The sequence below is a fragment of the Mycobacterium sp. SMC-18 genome, from assembly GCF_045310895.1.
Lineage (GTDB): Bacteria > Actinomycetota > Actinomycetes > Mycobacteriales > Mycobacteriaceae > Mycobacterium.
In genome coordinates this window covers 24,463-43,412 of record NZ_JBJIAL010000024.1, presented here as the reverse complement: position 1 = coordinate 43,412, position 18,950 = coordinate 24,463, and the positions used below count along the sequence as shown (strand labels likewise).

24 protein-coding genes are annotated in these 18,950 nt (G+C 67.9%); 18 read left to right on the top strand and 6 right to left on the bottom strand.

What is annotated here, in order from left to right:
* Positions 1-2 precede the first annotated feature (2 nt).
* On the top strand, positions 3-1,070 hold the full coding sequence (locus ACJH6J_RS19990) for an amidohydrolase family protein (protein WP_406804437.1): 1,068 nt from the start codon (positions 3-5) through the stop codon (positions 1,068-1,070).
* 1 nt (position 1,071) lies between these two features.
* Here the strand turns inward: ACJH6J_RS19990 and ACJH6J_RS19985 are convergent, their stop codons facing one another.
* Positions 1,072-1,905, bottom strand: a complete 834-nt coding sequence (locus tag ACJH6J_RS19985; RefSeq protein ID WP_212811894.1) for a D-alanyl-D-alanine carboxypeptidase family protein — start codon at positions 1,903-1,905, stop codon at positions 1,072-1,074.
* Positions 1,906-1,979: 74 nt separating this feature from the next.
* A complete protein-coding gene (locus ACJH6J_RS19980) occupies positions 1,980-2,858 on the bottom strand; it encodes a D-alanyl-D-alanine carboxypeptidase family protein (RefSeq protein ID WP_406804436.1) in 879 nt (292 codons plus the stop codon).
* Positions 2,859-2,894: 36 nt separating this feature from the next.
* Between ACJH6J_RS19980 and ACJH6J_RS19975 the strand changes: the two genes are divergently transcribed.
* From ACJH6J_RS19975 to trmD, 5 genes are all read left to right on the top strand, one after another.
* On the top strand, positions 2,895-3,326 hold the full coding sequence (locus ACJH6J_RS19975) for a nuclear transport factor 2 family protein (RefSeq protein ID WP_064979066.1): 432 nt from the start codon (positions 2,895-2,897) through the stop codon (positions 3,324-3,326).
* Positions 3,327-3,502: 176 nt separating this feature from the next.
* Entirely contained in the window at positions 3,503-3,973 is a 471-nt protein-coding gene (gene rpsP, locus ACJH6J_RS19970) for a 30S ribosomal protein S16 (RefSeq protein ID WP_406804435.1), read from the top strand.
* Entirely contained in the window at positions 3,970-4,212 is a 243-nt protein-coding gene (locus ACJH6J_RS19965; protein ID WP_003881089.1) for an RNA-binding protein, read from the top strand. Before rpsP ends, ACJH6J_RS19965 begins: the two co-directional genes overlap by 4 nt.
* A gap of 2 nt (positions 4,213-4,214) precedes the next feature.
* Complete coding sequence (gene rimM, locus ACJH6J_RS19960) at positions 4,215-4,745, top strand: ribosome maturation factor RimM (RefSeq protein ID WP_212811892.1); 531 nt, start codon at positions 4,215-4,217, stop codon at positions 4,743-4,745.
* Between the two features lie 5 nt (positions 4,746-4,750).
* A complete protein-coding gene (gene trmD, locus ACJH6J_RS19955) occupies positions 4,751-5,440 on the top strand; it encodes a tRNA (guanosine(37)-N1)-methyltransferase TrmD (protein ID WP_212811891.1) in 690 nt (229 codons plus the stop codon).
* A 5-nt stretch (positions 5,441-5,445) separates the two neighbouring features.
* On the opposite strand, the gene ACJH6J_RS19950 is transcribed toward trmD, so the two are convergent.
* Positions 5,446-6,366: a serine hydrolase gene (locus ACJH6J_RS19950; protein WP_212811890.1), complete on the bottom strand. Its 921-nt coding sequence runs from the start codon at positions 6,364-6,366 to the stop codon at positions 5,446-5,448.
* A 316-nt stretch (positions 6,367-6,682) separates the two neighbouring features.
* Between ACJH6J_RS19950 and rplS the strand changes: the two genes are divergently transcribed.
* The 5 genes from rplS (at position 6,683) to ACJH6J_RS19925 (ending at position 9,748) form a co-directional block, all read left to right on the top strand.
* Positions 6,683-7,024 carry a 50S ribosomal protein L19 gene (gene rplS, locus ACJH6J_RS19945; RefSeq protein ID WP_020103768.1) on the top strand — a complete coding sequence of 114 codons (342 nt, stop codon included), beginning with the start codon at positions 6,683-6,685 and terminating at the stop codon, positions 7,022-7,024.
* Between the two features lie 43 nt (positions 7,025-7,067).
* Entirely contained in the window at positions 7,068-7,934 is an 867-nt protein-coding gene (gene lepB / locus ACJH6J_RS19940) for a signal peptidase I (protein WP_318985981.1), read from the top strand.
* A 9-nt stretch (positions 7,935-7,943) separates the two neighbouring features.
* A complete protein-coding gene (locus ACJH6J_RS19935; protein WP_212811888.1) occupies positions 7,944-8,627 on the top strand; it encodes a ribonuclease HII in 684 nt (227 codons plus the stop codon).
* A 92-nt stretch (positions 8,628-8,719) separates the two neighbouring features.
* Entirely contained in the window at positions 8,720-9,025 is a 306-nt protein-coding gene (locus tag ACJH6J_RS19930; RefSeq protein WP_003893809.1) for a DUF2469 domain-containing protein, read from the top strand.
* Between the two features lie 3 nt (positions 9,026-9,028).
* Positions 9,029-9,748, top strand: coding sequence for a trimeric intracellular cation channel family protein (locus ACJH6J_RS19925; protein ID WP_244872588.1), 720 nt, complete (start codon positions 9,029-9,031; stop codon positions 9,746-9,748).
* On the opposite strand, the gene ACJH6J_RS19920 is transcribed toward ACJH6J_RS19925, so the two are convergent.
* The gene (locus ACJH6J_RS19920) at positions 9,739-10,983 is read right to left on the bottom strand and encodes a cytochrome P450 (RefSeq protein ID WP_406804434.1); all 1,245 of its coding nucleotides are present in this window, start codon (positions 10,981-10,983) and stop codon (positions 9,739-9,741) included. The genes ACJH6J_RS19925 and ACJH6J_RS19920 overlap by 10 nt on opposite strands.
* A 112-nt stretch (positions 10,984-11,095) precedes the next feature.
* On the opposite strand from ACJH6J_RS19920, the gene ACJH6J_RS19915 reads away from it, so the two are divergent.
* Both ACJH6J_RS19915 and ACJH6J_RS19910 read left to right on the top strand, forming a co-directional pair.
* Complete coding sequence (locus ACJH6J_RS19915; protein ID WP_406804433.1) at positions 11,096-11,629, top strand: TetR/AcrR family transcriptional regulator; 534 nt, start codon at positions 11,096-11,098, stop codon at positions 11,627-11,629.
* A 60-nt stretch (positions 11,630-11,689) separates the two neighbouring features.
* Entirely contained in the window at positions 11,690-12,358 is a 669-nt protein-coding gene (locus tag ACJH6J_RS19910; protein ID WP_020103763.1) for a PadR family transcriptional regulator, read from the top strand.
* Here the strand turns inward: ACJH6J_RS19910 and ACJH6J_RS19905 are convergent.
* The gene (locus tag ACJH6J_RS19905; RefSeq protein WP_406804432.1) at positions 12,355-13,866 is read right to left on the bottom strand and encodes a PTS transporter subunit EIIC; all 1,512 of its coding nucleotides are present in this window, start codon (positions 13,864-13,866) and stop codon (positions 12,355-12,357) included. The two genes, ACJH6J_RS19910 and ACJH6J_RS19905, sit on opposite strands and share 4 nt — an antisense overlap.
* Positions 13,867-14,003: 137 nt before the next feature.
* Here ACJH6J_RS19905 and ACJH6J_RS19900 point away from each other — a divergent pair, with 137 nt between their 5' ends.
* The gene (locus ACJH6J_RS19900) at positions 14,004-14,486 is read left to right on the top strand and encodes a PTS glucose transporter subunit IIA (RefSeq protein WP_406774892.1); all 483 of its coding nucleotides are present in this window, start codon (positions 14,004-14,006) and stop codon (positions 14,484-14,486) included.
* 3 nt (positions 14,487-14,489) lie between these two features.
* Positions 14,490-14,876, top strand: coding sequence for a DUF2237 family protein (locus ACJH6J_RS19895; RefSeq protein ID WP_029118411.1), 387 nt, complete (start codon positions 14,490-14,492; stop codon positions 14,874-14,876).
* A gap of 4 nt (positions 14,877-14,880) precedes the next feature.
* Here ACJH6J_RS19895 and ACJH6J_RS19890 read toward each other — a convergent pair whose 3' ends face one another.
* Positions 14,881-16,587 (bottom strand): 3-ketosteroid-delta-1-dehydrogenase, encoded by a 1,707-nt coding sequence (locus ACJH6J_RS19890; protein ID WP_212811883.1) that lies wholly within the window; start codon positions 16,585-16,587, stop codon positions 14,881-14,883.
* A 143-nt stretch (positions 16,588-16,730) separates the two neighbouring features.
* Here ACJH6J_RS19890 and ACJH6J_RS19885 point away from each other — a divergent pair, with 143 nt between their 5' ends.
* The 3 genes from ACJH6J_RS19885 to ACJH6J_RS19875 are packed head-to-tail and all read left to right on the top strand — an operon-like array spanning position 16,731 to position 18,947.
* A complete protein-coding gene (locus ACJH6J_RS19885; protein ID WP_212811882.1) occupies positions 16,731-17,864 on the top strand; it encodes a Rieske 2Fe-2S domain-containing protein in 1,134 nt (377 codons plus the stop codon).
* Positions 17,864-18,142: a ferredoxin gene (locus tag ACJH6J_RS19880; RefSeq protein WP_212811881.1), complete on the top strand. Its 279-nt coding sequence runs from the start codon at positions 17,864-17,866 to the stop codon at positions 18,140-18,142. The genes ACJH6J_RS19885 and ACJH6J_RS19880 overlap by 1 nt, the downstream gene beginning before the upstream one ends.
* Before the next feature lie 4 nt (positions 18,143-18,146).
* Positions 18,147-18,947, top strand: coding sequence for an SDR family NAD(P)-dependent oxidoreductase (locus tag ACJH6J_RS19875; RefSeq protein ID WP_212811880.1), 801 nt, complete (start codon positions 18,147-18,149; stop codon positions 18,945-18,947).
* Positions 18,948-18,950: the final 3 nt, after the last annotated feature.

The following is an 18,950-nucleotide window of genomic DNA, read 5'->3' as shown; positions in this document are numbered from 1 at the left end:
CCGTGCGGGCGCTGCACATTCGCGGTCGGGGACTGCCCGACGGCGACGAGGTGCAGTGGTGGATACATCAGGGCGTGCTCTCGGCCGAGCCGATCGCGAACGCCGACACCATCTTCGACGGTGGCTGGATCATCCCCGGGCTGGTCGACGCGCACTGCCACGTCGGCATCGGTCCGGGTGGCCCCGTCGAACTCGACGAGGCCGAGCGCCAGGCCGAGACCGAGCGCCAGGCCGGTGCGCTGCTGCTGCGCGACGCCGGGTCTCCGGTCGACACCCGCGACTTCGACGACCGCGACGACCTGCCGCGGATCATCCGCGCGGGACGGCATCTGGCCCGGCCCAAGCGCTACCTGCCCGGGTTGCCGATCGACATCGAGGACGAATCGCAGCTGCCGCAGTACGTCGCCGAGCAGGCCCGGCGCGGTGACGGCTGGGTGAAGCTGGTCGGCGACTGGATCGATCGGGGAGTGGGCGACCTGGCGCCGCTGTGGTCCGACGACATCCTCAAAGAAGCCATCGACGCCGCCCACGCCAACGGTGCGCGCGTCACGGCGCATGTGTTCGGTGAGGAAGCGTTGCCGGGGCTGATCAACGCCGGTATCGACTGCATCGAGCACGGCACCGGGATCACCGACGACATCATCGAGCTGATGCTGGCCCACGGCACGGCGCTGGTGCCGACCCTGATCAACATCGAGAACTTCCCCGGGATCGCGGAGAAGGCGACCAAATTCCCGGCATACGCCAAACACATGCGCGATCTCTACGCGACGTGCCCGCAGCGCGTCGGCGCCGCGCACGAGGCCGGCGTACCCATCTACGCGGGCACCGGCGCCGGCGGGATGATCGCCCACGGCCGCATCGCCGACGAGGTCGCCGCCCTGGGCCGGGTGGGCCTGAGCCCGACGGACGCGTTGGGCGCGGCAAGCTGGAACGCACGAAAGTGGTTGCAGCGCACCGGCTTGGAGCACGGCGCCTCGGCCGATCTCGTCTGCTACGCCGACTATCCGCGACTCCCGGGCGTCCTCGACCATCCCGACCTGGTGATCTTGCGCGGCCGGGTCTACTGACTCAGGTGTAGTGGCTGAAGCCCCAGTCGAACAACTGTCTCGCCTGCGGGTAGAGATTGCCGGTGCCGTACATCTGCACCACGACCAACCGGTGGTTCCCGCGCTGCGCGGCGCCGACGTACGTCTTGCGGGCCCGGTCCGTGTAGCCCGTCTTGCCGGCGAAATCGCCGGGGTACCCCGTCAACAGCTCGTTCTGACTGGTCAGGGTCTTGCCGGGAAACTGCGCCGACGTCTGCCGGAAAATCTCGGCGATCACCGGGTAGGTCAGCGCCGCCCGGTAGATCACCCCGAGGTCGCGCGGCGTGGTCAGCGATTCCCAGCCGGGACCGTCGAGTCCGGACGGTGAGCCGGCGCGGGTGCTGCGGGCGCCGAGCGCCGCGGCCTTGCGATTCATGGCCGCCACCGTGACGCGCTGGCCGCCGAGCATGTCGGCCAGCATGTTCGCGGCGTCGTTGCCCGACACCATGAGCAGGGCATCGAGGAGCTGGCGGACCGAGTACACCTGGCCGGGTTTGAGCCCGACGCACGAGCACTCGACCTTGGTGTGCGACTCGTTGGCCCGTCCCAGCGCGTCCGGGCGCAGGTTGTCCAGGACGACCATGGCCAACAGCGGCTTGATGGTGCTGGCCGGCGCGTACGAGCCGCCCGGATCCTGCGACGCCAGCACCTGGCCGGTATCGAGGTCGGCGACCAGCCAGGCTTTGGCCGGGCCGTTGGCGAATGCCTGTGCGCCCGTGGGTTGCCCGGTGGGTTCGGCCGTCGCGGACGGTGTGGCGATCGGCGTCACCAGTAGTGTGCCGAGGGCCAGCGCGGTCGCCGTGAACAGTTTGCGCACGAGCGCCGACGCTACGGAACCCAGGCTGCGATCAGCTCGCGCCGAGATTCCGGTCGGGTCTCGGTTGGTTCGGTCTACAGAGAGCCGACGCTGACCGAGCGGTCCTGCGCGAAGCCCCAATCGAGCAACTGCGAGGCCTGATCCCAGTAGGTCGGCCCGCCCTCGCGCACCATGCCGTACATCATCGCGATGACCAAGCGGCGGCCGCCGCGGTCGGCGGCGCCCACGTAGGTCTTCTTGGCGGCGTTGGTGAACCCGGTCTTGCCGCCGATGGCGCCCGGATACCGCTGCAGCAGCTGGTTCTCGTTGACGATCTGCTCGTTGCCGTTCTTGCCGGGGAACGTCGCGGCGGGCTGCGCGGTGATCTGCGCGAAGTACGGATTGGCCATCGCGGCCCGGAAGATGATGGCCAGGTCCCGGGGAGTGGTCCAGCCCGAACCGCCCGCGCCGTCGAGGCCCGACGGGGTGGCGGCGTGGGTGTCGACGGCGCCGATGGCGGCGGCCTTGGCGTTCATCTTCGCGACGGCGACGTCGTAGCCGCCGATCATGTCGGCCAGGGCGTTGGCGGCGTCGTTGCCCGAGGCGAGCAGCACCGCGTCCAGCAGTTGGCGCGCGGTGTACACGTGGCCGGGGACGATACCGGCGCAGTTGCACTCCACCTGGGTGTCGGCGACGGTGCCGGCCACGGTCGCGTCCAGGTTCGGCAGTTCACTGAGCGCGGTCAGCGCCAGCAGCGTCTTGATGGTGCTGGCGGGCGGATGCCGCAGGTCGATGTCCTGTCCGGCGAGAATCTGGCCCGAGTCCATGTCGGCGACGATCCACGCCGGGGCCGGCCCTGCCGGGGCCTGTACCGTGCCGACCGGCTGGATGTCGGGGTCAGCGGCCGCAACCGGCGGCGCGCCGAGGAATACGAGCGTCAGGGTCGCCATGACGGCGGTTGCGAACCTTCCCATGGAGCCAGCAGCCTACTGGTGGTGTTCAATCGGTTCATGCTGAGTCTGGAAGAGATCTCGGACCGTCTGGAAATCCAACAGCTGTTGATCGCGTACTCGACGGCCATCGATACCCGCCAATTCGATGATCTGGCAAAGGTTTTCACGCCGGATGCCTACATCGACTACCGCGCGATGGGCGGCATCGACGGGCATTTCCCCGAGGTCAAGGAATGGCTGGCGCAGGTGCTGCCGAATTTCCCGGCCTATGCGCACATGCTCGGCAACTTCGACGTCACCATCACCGGCGACACCGCGAAGTCACGCACCATCTGTTTCAACCCGATGGTGCTGCCCGCGGCGGACGCCGACGCACAGCCCCAGGTGCTGTTCTGCGGCCTCTGGTACGAGGACGAGTTCGTCCGCACCGCCGAGGGCTGGCGTATGACCCGCCGCGTCGAGACTAAGTGTTTCGACCGGGTGGTCTGAGTCGCCGTTCACGGGATTTGGGCCGGTCGCGGCTGCTCTGGCAGAATGGTCGGCTGTCTGTCCGCGACCCGTTCAATGCGCCGCGCGGCGGTCACACACGTGAGGCAAGACCGGACCGGGCAATCCGCCCGAGTCGCTGAATTGCAGCGTGGCAATCATCAGGAGAAGTGCAGAACATGGCTGTCAAGATCAAGCTCACCCGGCTTGGCAAGATCCGCAACCCCCAGTACCGCATCATCGTCGCCGACGCGCGCACCCGCCGCGACGGCCGCGCCATCGAGGTCATCGGCCGGTACCACCCGAAGGAAGAGCCGAGCCTGATCGAGATCGATTCGGAGCGCGCGCAGTACTGGCTGGGCGTCGGCGCACAGCCGACCGAGCCGGTCGCCGCCCTGCTGAAGATCACCGGTGACTGGCAGAAGTTCAAGGGCCTGCCGGGCGCCGAGGGCACCCTGAAGGTCAAGGAGCCCAAGCCGTCCAAGCTGGACCTGTTCAACGCCGCGCTGGCGAACGCCGACGCCGCCCCCGGTGGCGAGGCCGTCATGCTGAAGAAGCGCAAGGACAAGAAGGAAGAAGCGGCTGAGGCTGCCGCCGAGACCGAGGCTGCCGAGGCCACTGAGGCCGAGGCCGAAGCGCCCGCCGAATGAGCAGCGTCGTCGTCGACGCCGTAGAGCACCTGGTCCGCGGGATCGTCGACAACCCCGACGATGTCCGGGTCGACATGGTGACCAGCCGCCGCGGTCGTACCGTCGAGGTGCACGTGCACCCCGATGACCTGGGCAAGGTCATCGGGCGCGGCGGCCGCACGGCCACCGCGCTGCGGACACTGGTCGCCGGCATCGGCGGCCGGGGCATCCGCGTCGACGTGGTGGACACCGACCAGTAAATATGGACCTCGTGGTCGGCCGCGTCGTCAAGGCGCACGGCATCAGCGGCGAGGTTGTCGTCGAAGTACGTACCGATGATCCCGGCGAGCGTTTCTCGCCGGGATCATCGCTGCGTGGCAAGCCCGGTGCGCGTAGCATCGAGCGCGCCGAACGTACCTATGTGATCGACGCCGTTCGTGAGCACGGCGGGCGGCTGCTGGTGAGGCTGGCCGGTGTGAACGATCGCAATGCGGCAGATGCGTTGCGCGGCACGCTGTTCCTGGTGGACTCCGCCAGCCTGCCGCCCATCGACGAGCCCGACGAGTTCTACGATCACCAGCTCGAGGGCCTCAAGGTCCGCACCGTCGACGGTGTCGACGTGGGTGTGGTGACCGAGGTGCTGCACACCCCGGGCGGCGAATTGCTGTCCATCCGAACGGAATCCGGTGCCGAGGTGCTGGTGCCGTTCGTCACCGCGATGGTGCCGACGGTGTCGCTGGCCGACGGTCTGGTGGAGATCGATCCGCCCGACGGCCTGCTCGAGTTGGATTGATACCCATGCGGATCGACGTCGTCACCATCTTCCCGGCGTATCTCGACGCGCTGCAGCAGTCCCTGCCGGGCAAGGCGATCGCCAACGGCACCGTCCAACTCGGTGTGCACGACCTGCGGAACTGGACGCATGACGTCCACAAGTCGGTCGACGATTCGCCGTACGGCGGCGGGCCCGGCATGGTGATGAAGGCGCCGGTCTGGGGTGCCGCCCTCGACGAAATCTGCACGCCGGAAACGGTTTTGGTGGTCCCGACGCCGGCGGGCCGGCTGTTCACACAGGAACACGCGCACCGCTGGACCGGCGAGAAGCACCTGGTGTTCGCGTGCGGCCGCTACGAGGGCATCGACCAGCGGGTCGCCGACGACGCCGCCCGGCGCATGCGGGTCGAAGAGGTTTCGATCGGTGACTACGTGCTGCCCGGCGGTGAGTCCGCGGCGCTGGTCATGATCGAGGCCGTGGTGCGGTTGCTGCCCGACGTCCTGGGCAATCCGGCGTCACACCAGGATGATTCGCATTCGGCGCACGTCGGGGGAGTGCTGGAGGGGCCGAGTTACACGCGGCCGCCGGTCTGGCGTGACCTCGAGGTGCCCCCGGTGCTGTTGTCGGGCGACCACGCCAAGGTCGCCGCCTGGCGCCGCGAACAGGGTCTGCAGCGGACGCGCGAGCGCCGGCCGGACCTGTTGCCCGACTAGCCCGGCTAGTTGATCCGCCCGCCCGGGAACATCGTCTTCACGGCGTTGGTGATGGTCGCGCGTGCCGTGGCGTCATCGGTGGGCTGCAGTGAGCCGATCGCCATGACGTAGCGCCGGTCGGCGCCGATCACGCCGGTGGACATGTGCATCCAGTTGTTGCCGCCCCAATCCGGCATCCAGCCCTGCTTCACCGCGACCGGTTCGCCGTACAGACCGTCCGGGATGCCGAAGCGCTGCGGGTAGCCGTCGGCGCCGGTGGGCGTGGACGCGGCCAGGTTGGCCAGGATGATGCTGGCCCGCTCGGGCGGGAGCCCGCCGGAGCCGTTCAGCAACTGGTCGTAGTAGTGCACCAGGTCGGTGGTGGTGCTCATGGTGTTCCACCACTTGCCGTCGTAGGGCACCGAGGTCCCGGTCAGCCCGTAGCGGGCCGCGACGCGGCTGACGACGCTGTTGCCGCCGCTGCGATTCCAGAACACCTCCGCCGCGGAGTCGTCCGACGAGCGCAGCATGGTGTCCAGCGACTGACGGTCGGCCGCGGTGAGCTCGATCTGGCCCTTCGCCTCCTGCAGCAGCAGATCGTCGGCGATGAACAACTTGGCCACCGACGCGATGGGCATGGCGGACTTGTTGCCGGCGGCGATCAGCTGGCCCGTGTTGCGATCGAGAACCGCGGCACTCATCGACGCGCCGGCCGCCGCCGCGTCACTGGTGGCGGTCCGTTCGCGGGCATCGAGGCCCGCCAGGGCAGCGGCGGGCTCGGTGGCCGGGGCCTCCGGCATCTCCAGGGCGGTGACGACCGGGACGACGGTCAGCGCGATCCGGTTCGGCGGCGGCGCCCCGTAGACCTTGGCCTCGCAACCAGCTGTGAGCATCACCGTTGCCGCGGCAGCGGTGATGGTCAGCAGCTTCACGTGCTGCGGGCGCATGGGTCTCCTCAGATCACGGTGGATAAAAATCTGATTGATCAGCGTAACCGGTAAACGTGTGTTGGGTGTGACGACTGTGACGGTGCCGCGTGTGATGTCGGCTGCACCGGCCCGGCGGGGGTCACGATTTCGTCACCCGGCGGCTGTCTGGCACAATTGAGCAGTTGTCTGCGCTGGGCGCGGGGTCGGCGTCTGTTTCGGATGTGTCCCCGCCCGCTACGGCATCCGACCAACGTCCGTAAAGAGAATGGCTTTTCCGTCGCGCCGCATGGTGTCCGGCGGCTGTAGCCCGCGAGTTAGCAAGGAAGTGTCACCGATGAAAACGCTGGACTTCGTCGACCAGGCGTCGCTGCGCGACGACATCCCGGCCTTCAACCCCGGCGACACCCTCAATGTGCACGTCAAGGTCATCGAGGGCAACAAGCACCGCATCCAGGTGTTCAAGGGCGTCGTGATCCGTCGTCAGGGCGGCGGCATCGGTGAGACCTTCACCGTCCGCAAGGAGAGCTACGGCGTCGGCGTCGAGCGGACCTTCCCGGTGCACTCGCCGAACATCGACCACATCGACGTCGTCACCCGCGGTGACGTCCGTCGCGCCAAGCTGTACTACCTGCGCGAGCTCCGTGGCAAGAAGGCCAAGATCAAGGAAAAGCGCTGAGCTTGTTCGGCGATTCTTCCGCCGAGCTGACTAGCCTGGTGCCGTGACCGGCCCAAGCGAAGACAGCACCACTCCGGACAGTCCGGCGACGGACGACGCCGACACGACAGCGACCGCCGACCCGGTCAAGGCAGACGAGGCCCGCAAGGCCGAAGATGCCGACGAGAAGCCGAAGTCGAAGCTGGCCGCGCTGCGTGAGGGCGTCGTCCTCGTCGTCACTGCGGTGCTGCTGTACTACCTCGTGCTGACGTTCGTCGCGCGGCCGTACCTGATTCCGTCGGAATCCATGGAGCCCACGCTGCACGGCTGCAGCGGCTGCGTCGGCGACCGCATCATGGTGGACAAGCTGACCTACCGGTTCAGCTCGCCGGAGCCGGGCGACGTGGTGGTCTTCAAGGGCCCGCCGAACTGGAACATCAGCTACAAGTCGATCCGTTCGGACAATCCGACGATGCGCTGGATTCAGAACGCGCTCTCGGTCGTCGGCTTCGTGCCGCCCGATGAGAACGATCTGGTGAAGCGCGTCATCGCCGTGGGTGGTCAGACCGTGCAGTGCCGCAACTCGACGGGACTGACGGTCGACGGCAAGAAGCTCAAGGAGCCGTACCTGGACCCGGCGACCATGATGGTCGACCCGGCGACAGATCCGTGCCTGGGCAACGAGTTCGGCCCGGTGAAGGTGCCGGACGGTCGGCTCTGGGTGATGGGCGACAACCGCACCCACTCGGCGGACTCGCGCGCGCACTGCACGAACACACCGGCGGACGCCATCAACGCGCTGATGTGCACCGGTGACCCGACCGCGGGTACCGTGCCCGTCGCCAACGTGATCGGCAAGGCCCGGTTCATCGCGTGGCCGCCGTCGCGCTGGGGTGGTGTCGTCACGGTCAATCCGCAGACCGGTCAATAAGGTTCTTCGGTGTCCGTTTGGCCGCCTCGCACGGTGATCCGCAAGTCCGCGGGCCTGCGCACGCTGGAGTCGGCGCTGTACCGCGGTGGCCTCGGTCCGGTGGCCGGGGTCGACGAGGTCGGCCGTGGGGCCTGCGCCGGCCCGCTCGTCGTGGCGGCCTGTGTGCTGGGCCCGAATCGGCTGGAAAGCCTGGCCGCCCTTGATGATTCGAAGAAGCTGAACGAAGCCGAACGGGAACGGCTGTTCCCGTTGATCCGGCGTTACGCGCTCGCGTACCACGTGGTGTTCATCCCGTCGGTCGAGGTCGACCGGCGCGGGGTGCACATCGCCAACATCGAGGGCATGCGCCGCGCGGTCGCGGGCCTGTCCGTGCGGCCGGGCTACGTGCTCTCCGACGGGTTCCGGGTGCCGGGCCTGTCGGTGCCGTCGCTGCCGGTGGTCAGCGGGGACGCCGCGGCGGCCTGTATCGCCGCCGCCAGCGTGCTGGCCAAGGTGAGCCGCGACCGCCTGATGGTCGAGATGGACACCGTGCACCCGGGCTACGGGTTTGCGGTACACAAGGGGTACAGCACCGCTGCCCACACCGCGGCGCTGGCCGAACTGGGGCCCTGCCCCGAACACCGATTCTCGTTCGCCAATGTGCGCAAGCTCGCTGCCAACCCGGCGATAGGGCAGCGCTGCCGATCCGGGTAGGGGAAAATGGGAACCGGCCGCCGATCCGAACAAGACATGGCCCTGCAACACCGAGTAAACCGAAGGACCGCTGAACTGATGAGTCTGTGCCGATGAGTGCCGAGGATCTCGAGAAGTATGAAACCGAGATGGAGCTCTCGCTGTACCGCGAGTACAAGGACATCGTCGGGCAGTTCAGTTACGTCGTCGAGACGGAGCGGCGGTTCTATCTGGCCAACAGCGTCGAGCTGATCCCGCGCAACGCCGACGGAGAGGTCTACTTCGAGCTGCGTCTGGCCGACGCCTGGGTCTGGGACATGTACCGGCCGGCGCGGTTCGTCAAGCAGGTCCGGGTCATCACCTTCAAAGATGTCAACATCGAAGAGGTCGAGAAGCCCGAGCTGCGCCTGCCCGAATAGCCCGTGCCGACCCTCGGCGAGCTGTTCGCCGTCATCGACCTGGCCGGTGTCCTGACCAACGCGATCCTGGGCGGCATCGTCGCCCGCGACGAGCGCATGGATCCGATCGGCTTCCTGACGCTGGCACTGCTGTCCGGGCTGGGCGGCGGCATCATCCGCGACACCCTGCTGCAGCACGGACCGCCGGTGGCGCTCACGGACTTTCGCTACGCGCTGTGCGCGGTGATCGGCGCGGCGATCGCGTTCCTGATGCCGATCGGCGGTCGCGGCTGGCAGGCGGTGTTTCCCTACGTGGACGCGCTGGCCCTCGGTTGTTGGGCGACCGCCGGTGCGCAGAAGACGTTGGCGCTGGGGCTCGGCTGGGTGCCGGCCCTGCTGCTGGGCACCATCACGGCGGTCGGCGGCGGCGCATTGCGGGATCTCACGACGCACCGGGTACCGCAGATTTTCGGTGGCAACACGCTGTACGCGACGAGCGCGCTCGCGGCCAGCGCGGTGGTGGCCGCGTTCTGGAATCTGGGGCTGGCGCAGACCGGCGTCCTGGTGGGCACCGCGGTCGGGGCCGGACTGTGCCTGATCTCGCGTCGCCGTGGCTGGCAGCTGTGGGGTGGACTGTCGTGGGAGTACAGCTTCAGCCGCAAGCCGGGGCAGCGGCTGCCGCATGTGTCGGTGCGGATGGTGCGGGACGACGCCGGTGGCGCCACCGGCGACGGTCAGCGGTAGCGCAGCTGCAGTCGTAGGTGCCGGCGGACCATGAGGCTCGGCACCCATTCGGCGCCGGCGAGTTCGAACCAGTTGGTGGCCTCGAGCAGCGTGGTGATCCCGATGCGCGCCTCGGTGCGGGCCAGCGCCGCGCCGACGCAGAAATGCAGGCCCTTCCCGAACGCCAGGTGATTGCGCAGGTTCGGCCGGCCCAGTTGCAGCCGGTCGGGGTCGTCGAAGGCCGCCGGGTCGCGGTTTGCCGACCCCCAGAGCAGGAGCAGGTGACCGTCTTTGGGCAGCGGAACACCCGCCAGCGTGGTGTCCTGCCGGATGTGCCGGTGATGGTTGCGAAACGGCGACTCCAGTCGCAGCGTCTCCTCCAGGAGGGCGGGCACCAGTTGCGGGTCGCGGCGCACCTGTTCCTGGACGTCGGGGTGGGTGGCGAGGAGCCGCGCCGCGTTGCCCATCAGCCCGGCGGTGGACTCGCCGCCGGCGCCGACCAGCTGCAACAGCATCAGCACCGCCACCTCGGCCGTGACGGTGTCTTGGGCCACCGCGCGAGTGAGGTCGCCGAGCAGGTTGTCGCCCGGATTCGCCTGTGCCTCAACGAATTTGGCGTACAGGTAGCCGGCGAGTTGTGCCGACGTCTCGACGGCGGTGCCGATGTGCTCGAGGTCGAAGACGCCGCTGAGCAGTTCGGTGCTGCCGTAGCCCCACTGCACCAGCTGCGGCACGTCGTCGTCGGGCAGCCCGATGAGCCTGGCCACCAGCGTCATCGGCAGGCGGTCGCCGATGGCGGACATCCACTCGATGCGGCCGTCGACCGCCGCGTCGTCCCACAGCTGCCGGGCGATGTCGGTGATCGCCGGCTCGAGGGCCCGAATCCTCTTGGCCACCAACGCCGGTAGCACCAGTTTGCGTTCGTGTGCATGACGCGGGTCGTCACCGGTGGCGAGGACATGTCCGGCGGTGTCGACGGCTCCCATGTCGAAGGTTCCCGGCCGAACCGTCCCGGTCTGTGCCCCGGCATTCACCAGGGTGGCGGTCAGGTTGGAGGAGAAGTCCGCCGGGCGGCCGACGGCTTCCTGTACGGCATCCCAGGTGGTGGCCAGATAGAAGTCGGTGCCGGGCACGCGGTGTACCGGACCGGCCAGGCGGAGCTGCGCATAACAGTCATACGGATCGTCCAGCGTGGACGGGCTGAGCAGATCTGAAACTAGTTGCACGCCTTGAGTTTTGGGCTCATGTAACGGCATGTCAAGGCCGGAATTCGGCTGTCTCACGCACGGTCTGCGAGCTGCGGTGATACAGACGGATTGAGAAATTTCGTCTCGCTATGAGACAAATCAATGGATTAGTATCAGGCCGATGGACTGGCTGATCGGCGCCGACCGCCGCGACGCGGGCATCGAACGCATCTATGCCGCCGCGGCCGCGAGCGCCGCAGCCCGAGGCCTGGACCGGTTGAACATCGACGAGGTCGCCGCCAGCGTGGGCTGTTCGCGCGCCACGGTGTACCGGCATGTCGGCGGCAAACAGGCGCTGCGCGACGGGGTGCTGGCGCGTGCGGTCATGCGGGTCGGGCAGGAGATCGCGCAGGCGGTGGCCGGGCACACCGGGCCGGAGCGGATCGCGGCGGCCGTGCTGACGTCCCTGCGGGTGGTCCGGGCGGACCCGCTGGCCTCGGGTGTGGTGCGTGGCGGAGCCCTCGTCGACTTCCACTCACCCCGGCTCTCGCAGGCGGCGGCCGAGCTGACGGGCATCACGGATCCGCTGCTCGCGGACTGGATCGTGCGGGTTGTACTGTCGTTGCTGTGCTGGCCGTTGGCCGACGAAAAGGCCGAAGAGCTGGTGGTACGCCGGTATGTGGCCGCCGTAGCCCCGCCGGCGGGTGGTAAATGACTGTCCCGACAGGCGGTCATGACTGGGGCCTTTGCGGCAATAGATTGTTAGGCTAAACAGATGGCAAGCAAGCCGCAGAGCAAACCGTCGCTGGCGGCGACGAGTTGGACGCTGCTGGGCATGTTGTCGTACGAAGAGGAACTCAGCGGCTACGACATCAAGAAGTGGATCGACTGGAGCGTCGGTTTCTACTACTGGAGCCCGTCGTACAGCCAGATCTACACCGAGCTGAAAAAGCTTGAGGGACTTGGCTATCTCGAGTCCCGCGTCGAGCAGGACGAAGGCCTGCGCACGCGCCGTCTGTACAAGATCACCGAGTCCGGCATGGCTGCCGTGACCGACTGGACCAACAACGCTCCCGTCGACCCGCCGGTGCTCAAACACAGTGTGCTGCTGCGGGTTACGTTCGGCCACCTGAGCAACCCGACCCGGCTGCGGGAGCTGCTCGAGCAGCACGTCGCCTACTGCGAGGCCATGGAGCGGCAGGCCGCCGAGGACTCCGACGGCGCCAAGGCGCAGCCGGTGTGGGCGTATTCGGTGATCGCGCTGCGCTGGGCGGCCAAGTACTACGCCGCCGAGCGGGAACTGGCGCTCGAACTGATGAAGGACATCGACGACGCCGATGCGGTGCTACAGACCGCGGCGAAAGGCGTTGCGGGCATGCCGCGTTCGATGCCGGGCCTGTGGCGTGAGGTCGAGCGCGAGGTTCAGGGCCGCCACGACGTCTAGAGGATCGCGGCGATGTGGTTCTTGAGGGCTTCGGAGTCGGTGCCGAAAACCGCTTGGACACTGTTGCCGACCTCGATGACGCCCGCGGCGCCGAGACTCTTCAGCCGGTCCTGATCGACCTTGCTCGTGTCGGCGACCTCGATGCGCAGCCGCGTGATGCACGCGTCGACGGCGACGAGGTTGCCCCGACCACCGAAGGCCGCGATCACCTGCTCCGGCCTCGAGTCCGCGCCTTCGCCGAGATTGGCCTGCTCCTCGGCTTCGAATTCGGTATCCGGCTCCCGGCCCGGGGTCCGCAGATTCCACTTCGTGATGGCGAACCGGAACAGCACGTAGTAGACGACGAAGAAGACCACGCCCATGCCGATGAGCAGCGGGATGTTCTTCGCGGCCGGGGCGGTGCCGTAGAGGAGGAGGTCGGCCAGTCCCGCGGAGAAGGAGAAGCCGAGGTGGATGTCGAGCAGGTACGCGACCGCCAGCGACAGCCCGGTCAGCACGGCGTGGATGACGTACAGCGGGAACGCCACGAACATGAACGAGAATTCGAGCGGCTCGGTGACCCCGGTCAGCAGCGCCGTCAGCGCCGCGGCCGACAGGATGCCGACGGCGACCTTCCGCTGTTTCTTGTCGGCCACGTGGATCATCGCCAGGGCGGCGGCCGGCAATCCGAACATGAGCACCGGGTAGAACCCCGATGTGAGGATGCCCGCGGTCGGGTCGCCCGAGGCGAAGCGTGTGAGTTCACCCGTGACGACGTGGCCGTCGGGGGTCTGATAGTCGCCGTAGAGGAACCACACGTAGGAATTCGGGATGTGGTGCAGGCCCAGGGGGATCAGCATGCGGTTGGCGAATCCGTAGACGAAGGCGCCGAAGGCCCCAGAACCGCCGATGAACCTGCCCAGGCCGGTCAGGCCCGCGTCGAACAGCGGATAGCAGTAGCTCATCGCGAACGCGAGGAACAGGCAGGCGATCGACACCACGATGGGGACGAACCGCCTGCCCCCGAAAAACCCGAGGTACGCGGGTAATTGGATGGTGTGGTAGCGGTCGAAGAGCCACGCGGTGAGCAGGCCGACCACGATTCCCGCGAACACGCTGTAGTTGATCTGGGCCTGGGCGCCTGCCTTGTCGACCTCGCCGGCCAGCACGACGGGCGACATGGTCTTGAACACCGACTGCACCACGAGGTAGCCGACGACGGCGGCCAGCGCTGTCGAGCCGTCGGCCTTCCTGGCGAACCCGATGGCCACGCCGACGGCGAACAGCAGCGGGAGGTTGGTGAACAGCGCGTCGCCGGCGGCGCTCATCGCGTGGACGAACGGCCCGATGACGGGGGCCTTGATCTTGCCCAGCAGGTCGTCCTGGCCCAGCCGGAGGAGGATTCCCGCCGCGGGCAGCACGGCGATCGGCAGCATGAGGCTCTTGCCGAGCCGTTGCAGCTGAGCGAAGCCGGGGATGCGCAGGTCCGACTTTTCCTGTGCACCTGAGATTTTCGCTGTGCCGTTCATGTGCGAGACCCTTCTCTGCCGCAGAAACGCCACTCGGCGCGAGAGCTTTGCGGCAGCTTAGACGAGAACCTGCGTCCGTGAGAGCTCGTTCGGCGGCGCTCGTATTGTGGGAGCGCACGAACAGAGGAGATACGCCAGTGAGTCAGACGTCAGTTCTCGCCCCGGTCGCGGGGCGCGCGGTTCGGCTCGAGGACGTCCCGGACCCCGTGTTCTCGGCGGGCATGGTCGGCTACGGCGCCGCGATCGACCCGCCGCGCGGCGTGATCGAGGCCGTCGCCCCGGTCACCGGCAGACTCCTGAAACTCATGCCGCACGCCTACGTCGTCCTGACCGCGGACAACGTGGGCGTTCTCGTGCACCTCGGCCTGGACACCGTCACGCTCAACGGTGACGGTTTCACGGCTCATGTCAGTCAGGGTGACGACGTCACCGCGGGGCAGGTCGTCATCGGCTACGACGTGCCCGCGGTCGAGGCCAGGGGGCTCAATCCCATTGTCGCGGTGGTGGTGATGGACGAACGGGTGCCGGAGAACGTGACCTTGTCGGCCGCGGTCACCTCCGGTGCGGATATCGAGTGCGGGGCAAGCCTTTTCACCGCGAGCAAGGTAAGGAAGGATTGACCGGTGGCAGATCGCAATGTGCTCGGTGCTCCGCTGGAACCGTGTGGCACCGAACCGCTGACGGGCTTCTACCGTGACGGCTGCTGCTCGACCGGGCCCGAGGACGCCGGCCGGCACACCATCTGCGCCGTCGTGACCGGCGAGTTCCTGGCGCACCAGCGTTCGATAGGCAACGACCTGTCCACGCCGATGCCGGAGTACCGCTTCCCGGGCCTGTCGCCCGGCGACCGCTGGTGCGTGACCGCGGTGAACTGGCTGCGCGCGCACAACGACGGCTACGCGGCACCGGTGGTGCTCGCCTCCACACACGAGCGGACGCTCGAGGTCGTGCCGCTCGAGGTGCTCCAGGCGTACGCCGTCGACGTGCCCGACGACCTCGGCGGGCTCTGAGCTCTCACAACTTCCCGGCGGCATCCCGTCCGGCGATGTAGCCGTACACCAGGCCCTGCGCGATGGTCGCGCCCGCGCCCGGGTAGACGGCGCCGAAGGCGTTGGCCGCGGTGTTCCCCAGTGCGTACAGGCCTTCGATGACGCCGCCGTCCTCCCTGCGCACCCGGCCGCGCTCGTCGGCCACCACGCCACCGCAGGTGCCGAGGTCGCTCAGCGTCATCTTCACTGCGTAGAACGGGCCCTTGACCAGCGGGCGCAGGTTCGGGTTGGGCGTCACCGTCGGATCACCGTAGTAGCGGTCGTAGGCGCTCAGACCACGGTCGAAATCGGGATCGATGCCGGCGGCCGCGCTCTCGTTGAATCGCGTCATGGTCCGCTCGAAATCGGCGGCCGGGACTCCCATCTGGGCCGCCAGATCGGCGAAGTTGGTGGCCTTGGCGGCGATACCGGCCCGGTACCAGGACTTGGGCAGCGGCATCCGCGGGAACGAGCCGGCGGCGAAGACGTAGCTGTTGCGATACTTCTGGTCGAACACGATCCACATCGACTCGACGGGGGTGCCGGCCCGCTCGAGTTCGAGCACGCGCTGGCCGAACGACATGTAGTCGGTCGACTCGTTGGCGAAGCGCTTGCCGTCCTGATCGACGATGAGTGAGCCGGGCAGCGAGCGCTCGGCCAGCAGCACGGCGGGCGGGCGACCGTTCGCGGACGCGACGGCCGGGAACCACCAGGCCTGGTCCATCAACGCCGTGGCGGCACCGAGGTCGGTGGCCGCGCGGATGGCCTCACCGGTGTTGGAATCGGCGCCGAGGCTCTCGTGGTCGCCGAGCGAATCGGACTGGTACTTGTGGCGCATCGCCATGTCGTGATCGAAGCCACCGGCCGCCAGCACCACGCCGCGTGTGGCGGTGACGGTGACCTCACCGCCGCCGTGCGACAGCACCGCGCCGGTGACGCGCTGACCGTCGCCGGTCAGCCGGACCAGCGACGTCTCGGTCCAGATCGGGATGCCGGCCCGCAGTACACCGGCGAACAGCCCGGCCGCCAGCGCCTGACCACCGGCGATGTACTCGCGTCCCAGCAGCTTGCCGCCGACGCCCTGCGCGAGCCGTTTGGCGATGAGCGGCAAGCCTTTTCGCGGCACCCGCGCCATCAGGTTCATCCATTTGTAGTCCGCGCCGGTCGTCGGCATCGGGACCTTGACCTCCATGACACCGCCGCGCAGCCGGTCCCGGTAGGCGCCCAGCACGCCGGCGTCGAGCGGGCGGCATTCGCAGGTGCGCCCGGTGGCGCGGCCGCCCGGTCGCTCGGGGTGGTAATCGGAGTACTCGCGGGCCCAGAACAGCCGCATCGGGGTGGTGCGGCCCAGCATGTCGACGGTCGCGTTGACGTGCTGCAGGAAGCCCGCCGAGCGGGCCGCCGGTGCGGTGCCGTCGACGACGGCGTCGAGGTACGTCGCGGCGCGGTCGGCGGTGTCGGCGGTGCCCTTGTCGGTCAGCAGGGGAGTTGTCGGCAGCCACAGGGCGCCACCCGAGCGGGCGGTGGACCCGCCGATATCGGAGGCCTTCTCGACAACCAGGACGTTCAGCCCCGATTCATGACCGCTCAGCGCGGCGGCCAGGCCGGTACCGGAACCGATCACCAGCAGATCGACGGTGGTGTCGGTGATGTCGAGGCCGGCCGGAATCGTGGCCGCGGCAGATGTCGTCACGGCCGCCAAGCGTATTGCGACAGACCGATTTCCGGCCTCGGACGTCCCTGCCAGCGGGAGAACACGTGCATTGCGCACCCCGTTGCTGTTAGACCTGAAACATCAAACTGCAGCCCAGTTTTCAATGTGAGGATGGTCATCAGATGTCGGTGGAGGATGTCGATGTTCGCCAGATCGAAGCCGGTGAAGCGCCGACCCGGTTCGCCCGTGGCTGGCACTGCCTTGGCCTGACCAAGGATCTCGGTGACGGCAAACCGCACTCGATCAAGGCCTTCGGGCAGAAACTCGTCGTGTTCCGCGGCGCGGACGGCCGGCTCAACGTGCTGGACAGCTACTGCCGCCACATGGGTGGTGACCTGAGCCAGGGCACCGTGAAGGGCAATGAGATCGCCTGCCCGTTCCACGACTGGCGCTGGGGCGGCGACGGCAAATGCAAGTTGGTGCCGTATGCCAAGCGCACCCCGCGGCTGGCACGTACCGCGAAGTGGGAGACCCTCGAGCAGGACGGGATGCTGTTCATCTGGAACGACCCCGAGGGCAGCGCGCCGCCGGCGGAGAACTACATCCCGCGCATCGAGCAGGCGGGCAGCGACGAGTGGACCGATTGGCATTGGTACACAACGGTTGTCAACGTCAACTGCCGCGAGATCATCGACAACGTCGTCGACATGGCGCACTTCTTCTACATCCACGGCGCGGTGCCGTCGCACTTCAAGAACATCTTCGAGGGCCAGGTCGCGACGCAGTACATGAACGGCGGTGGTCGCGAGGACATGCAGGGCACCGAAGGTGCGAAGATGCTCGGCTCGACGTCGGTGGCGTCGTACTACGGGCCGTCCTTCATGATCGATGACCTGACGTACCACTACCCGGACGCCGACCACAAGACCATCCTGATCAACTGCCATTACCCGATCGACTCGAATTCCTTTGTGCTGCAGTACGGAATCATCGTGAAGAAGATGGCGGGCCTGCCCGAGGAGGCGGCTGTGGCGACGGCGCACGCGCTCGGTGACTGGGTGAAGCAGGGCTTCGAGCAGGACGTGCAGATCTGGAAGAACAAGGCGCGCATCGACAATCCGCTCCTGGTCGAGGAGGACGGCCCGGTCTACCAGCTGCGCCGGTGGTACGAGCAGTTCTACGTCGACGTCGCGGATGTGGTGCCGGAGATGACCGACCGTTTCGAATACGAATTGGACACCACCGTCCCGCGTGAGGCGTGGACCAAGGAGATGGAAGCCAACATCGCAGCAGCACGGGCCGCGGAGTCGGTCTGATGACCGCGCGGCCCGACATCCGGCTGGCCGACATGCCGATGGTGCCGGTGGCCTGCCGTGCCTGTGGCGCAGAGGTGTTGGCGCGCAAGGGCAGCTGGCAGCAGACCAGCGTGCAGTGGACGCGCGAGTCGGCTGCGCGGTGCGAGGAGCGCCGGCGGGCCGAGTGCCTGCCGGGCCGGATCTTCCTGGCGTGCGGCCAGTTGAAGGAGTCCATCGCGGATGCGGTGGCGGCCGGTGTCGTGCACGTCGTTGAGGACGAACTGGGCGTGGCACCATAGCCGCATGAGCTCAGACAAGCGGGTCGCGGTCGTCACCGGTGCCAGCCGGGGCGCCGGCAAGGGTATTGCCGCGGCGTTGGTGGCCGACGGGTGGACGGTGTACCTGACGGGCCGTACCGTCACCGATCCCGGCGACGGCGGTATCGCCGTGCCGGTGGATCACCGCGACGACGACGCCGTGGCCGCGTTGTTCGCGCGGGTGGCCGACGAGGCCGGACAGCTCGATCTGCTGGTCAACAACGCCGCCGTGGTGCACGACAACCTCGTCGACCCGAAGCCGTTCTGGGAGAAGCCGATCGGCCTCGGTGACGTGCTCGACGTCGGTCTGCGGTCGGCGTATGTGGCGTCGTGGCACGCCGCCCCGCTGCTGGTGGCACAGGGCCGTGGCCTGATCGCGTTCACGTCGTCGCCGGGCGGGGTGTGTTACATGCACGGCCCGGCCTACGGCGCGCAGAAGGCCGGCGTGGACAAGATGGCCGCCGACATGGCCGTCGACTTCCACGGCACGGGGGTGTCGACGTTGTCGATCTGGATGGGCATCCTGCTCACCGACAAGTTCAAGCAGGCGTTCGACGCCGAGACGCTGGCCAAGGCCGCCGGCAATTTCGAGACCCCGGAGTTCATCGGGCATGTGATCAACGCGCTGTATCAGGACCCGGACCTGGACGGCATCAGCGGGCAGACCGTGATCGCCGCGGAAGAAGCCCAGCGCTACGGCATCACCGATGTCGACGGGCGCACGCCGCCGTCGCACCGGGCGATGCTTGGTGATCCGCGGGTGCCCAGCGACGTGGTCGTCCGCTGAGCA

Coding starts and splice junctions, on each gene's coding strand:
- ACJH6J_RS19880 (WP_212811881.1), top strand. CDS start 17,864: ATGACCGCGCGGCCCGACATCCGGCTGGCCGACATGCCGATGGTGCCG.
- ACJH6J_RS19920 (WP_406804434.1), bottom strand. CDS start 10,983: ATGCCGTTACATGAGCCCAAAACTCAAGGCGTGCAACTAGTTTCAGAT.
- ACJH6J_RS19915 (WP_406804433.1), top strand. CDS start 11,096: ATGGACTGGCTGATCGGCGCCGACCGCCGCGACGCGGGCATCGAACGC.
- ACJH6J_RS19965 (WP_003881089.1), top strand. CDS start 3,970: ATGAGCAGCGTCGTCGTCGACGCCGTAGAGCACCTGGTCCGCGGGATC.
- ACJH6J_RS19980 (WP_406804436.1), bottom strand. CDS start 2,858: ATGGGAAGGTTCGCAACCGCCGTCATGGCGACCCTGACGCTCGTATTC.
- ACJH6J_RS19930 (WP_003893809.1), top strand. CDS start 8,720: ATGAGTGCCGAGGATCTCGAGAAGTATGAAACCGAGATGGAGCTCTCG.
- ACJH6J_RS19910 (WP_020103763.1), top strand. CDS start 11,690: ATGGCAAGCAAGCCGCAGAGCAAACCGTCGCTGGCGGCGACGAGTTGG.
- rpsP (WP_406804435.1), top strand. CDS start 3,503: ATGGCTGTCAAGATCAAGCTCACCCGGCTTGGCAAGATCCGCAACCCC.
- rimM (WP_212811892.1), top strand. CDS start 4,215: ATGGACCTCGTGGTCGGCCGCGTCGTCAAGGCGCACGGCATCAGCGGC.
- ACJH6J_RS19905 (WP_406804432.1), bottom strand. CDS start 13,866: ATGAACGGCACAGCGAAAATCTCAGGTGCACAGGAAAAGTCGGACCTG.
- ACJH6J_RS19975 (WP_064979066.1), top strand. CDS start 2,895: ATGCTGAGTCTGGAAGAGATCTCGGACCGTCTGGAAATCCAACAGCTG.
- rplS (WP_020103768.1), top strand. CDS start 6,683: ATGAAAACGCTGGACTTCGTCGACCAGGCGTCGCTGCGCGACGACATC.
- ACJH6J_RS19885 (WP_212811882.1), top strand. CDS start 16,731: ATGTCGGTGGAGGATGTCGATGTTCGCCAGATCGAAGCCGGTGAAGCG.
- trmD (WP_212811891.1), top strand. CDS start 4,751: ATGCGGATCGACGTCGTCACCATCTTCCCGGCGTATCTCGACGCGCTG.
- ACJH6J_RS19875 (WP_212811880.1), top strand. CDS start 18,147: ATGAGCTCAGACAAGCGGGTCGCGGTCGTCACCGGTGCCAGCCGGGGC.
- ACJH6J_RS19950 (WP_212811890.1), bottom strand. CDS start 6,366: ATGCGCCCGCAGCACGTGAAGCTGCTGACCATCACCGCTGCCGCGGCA.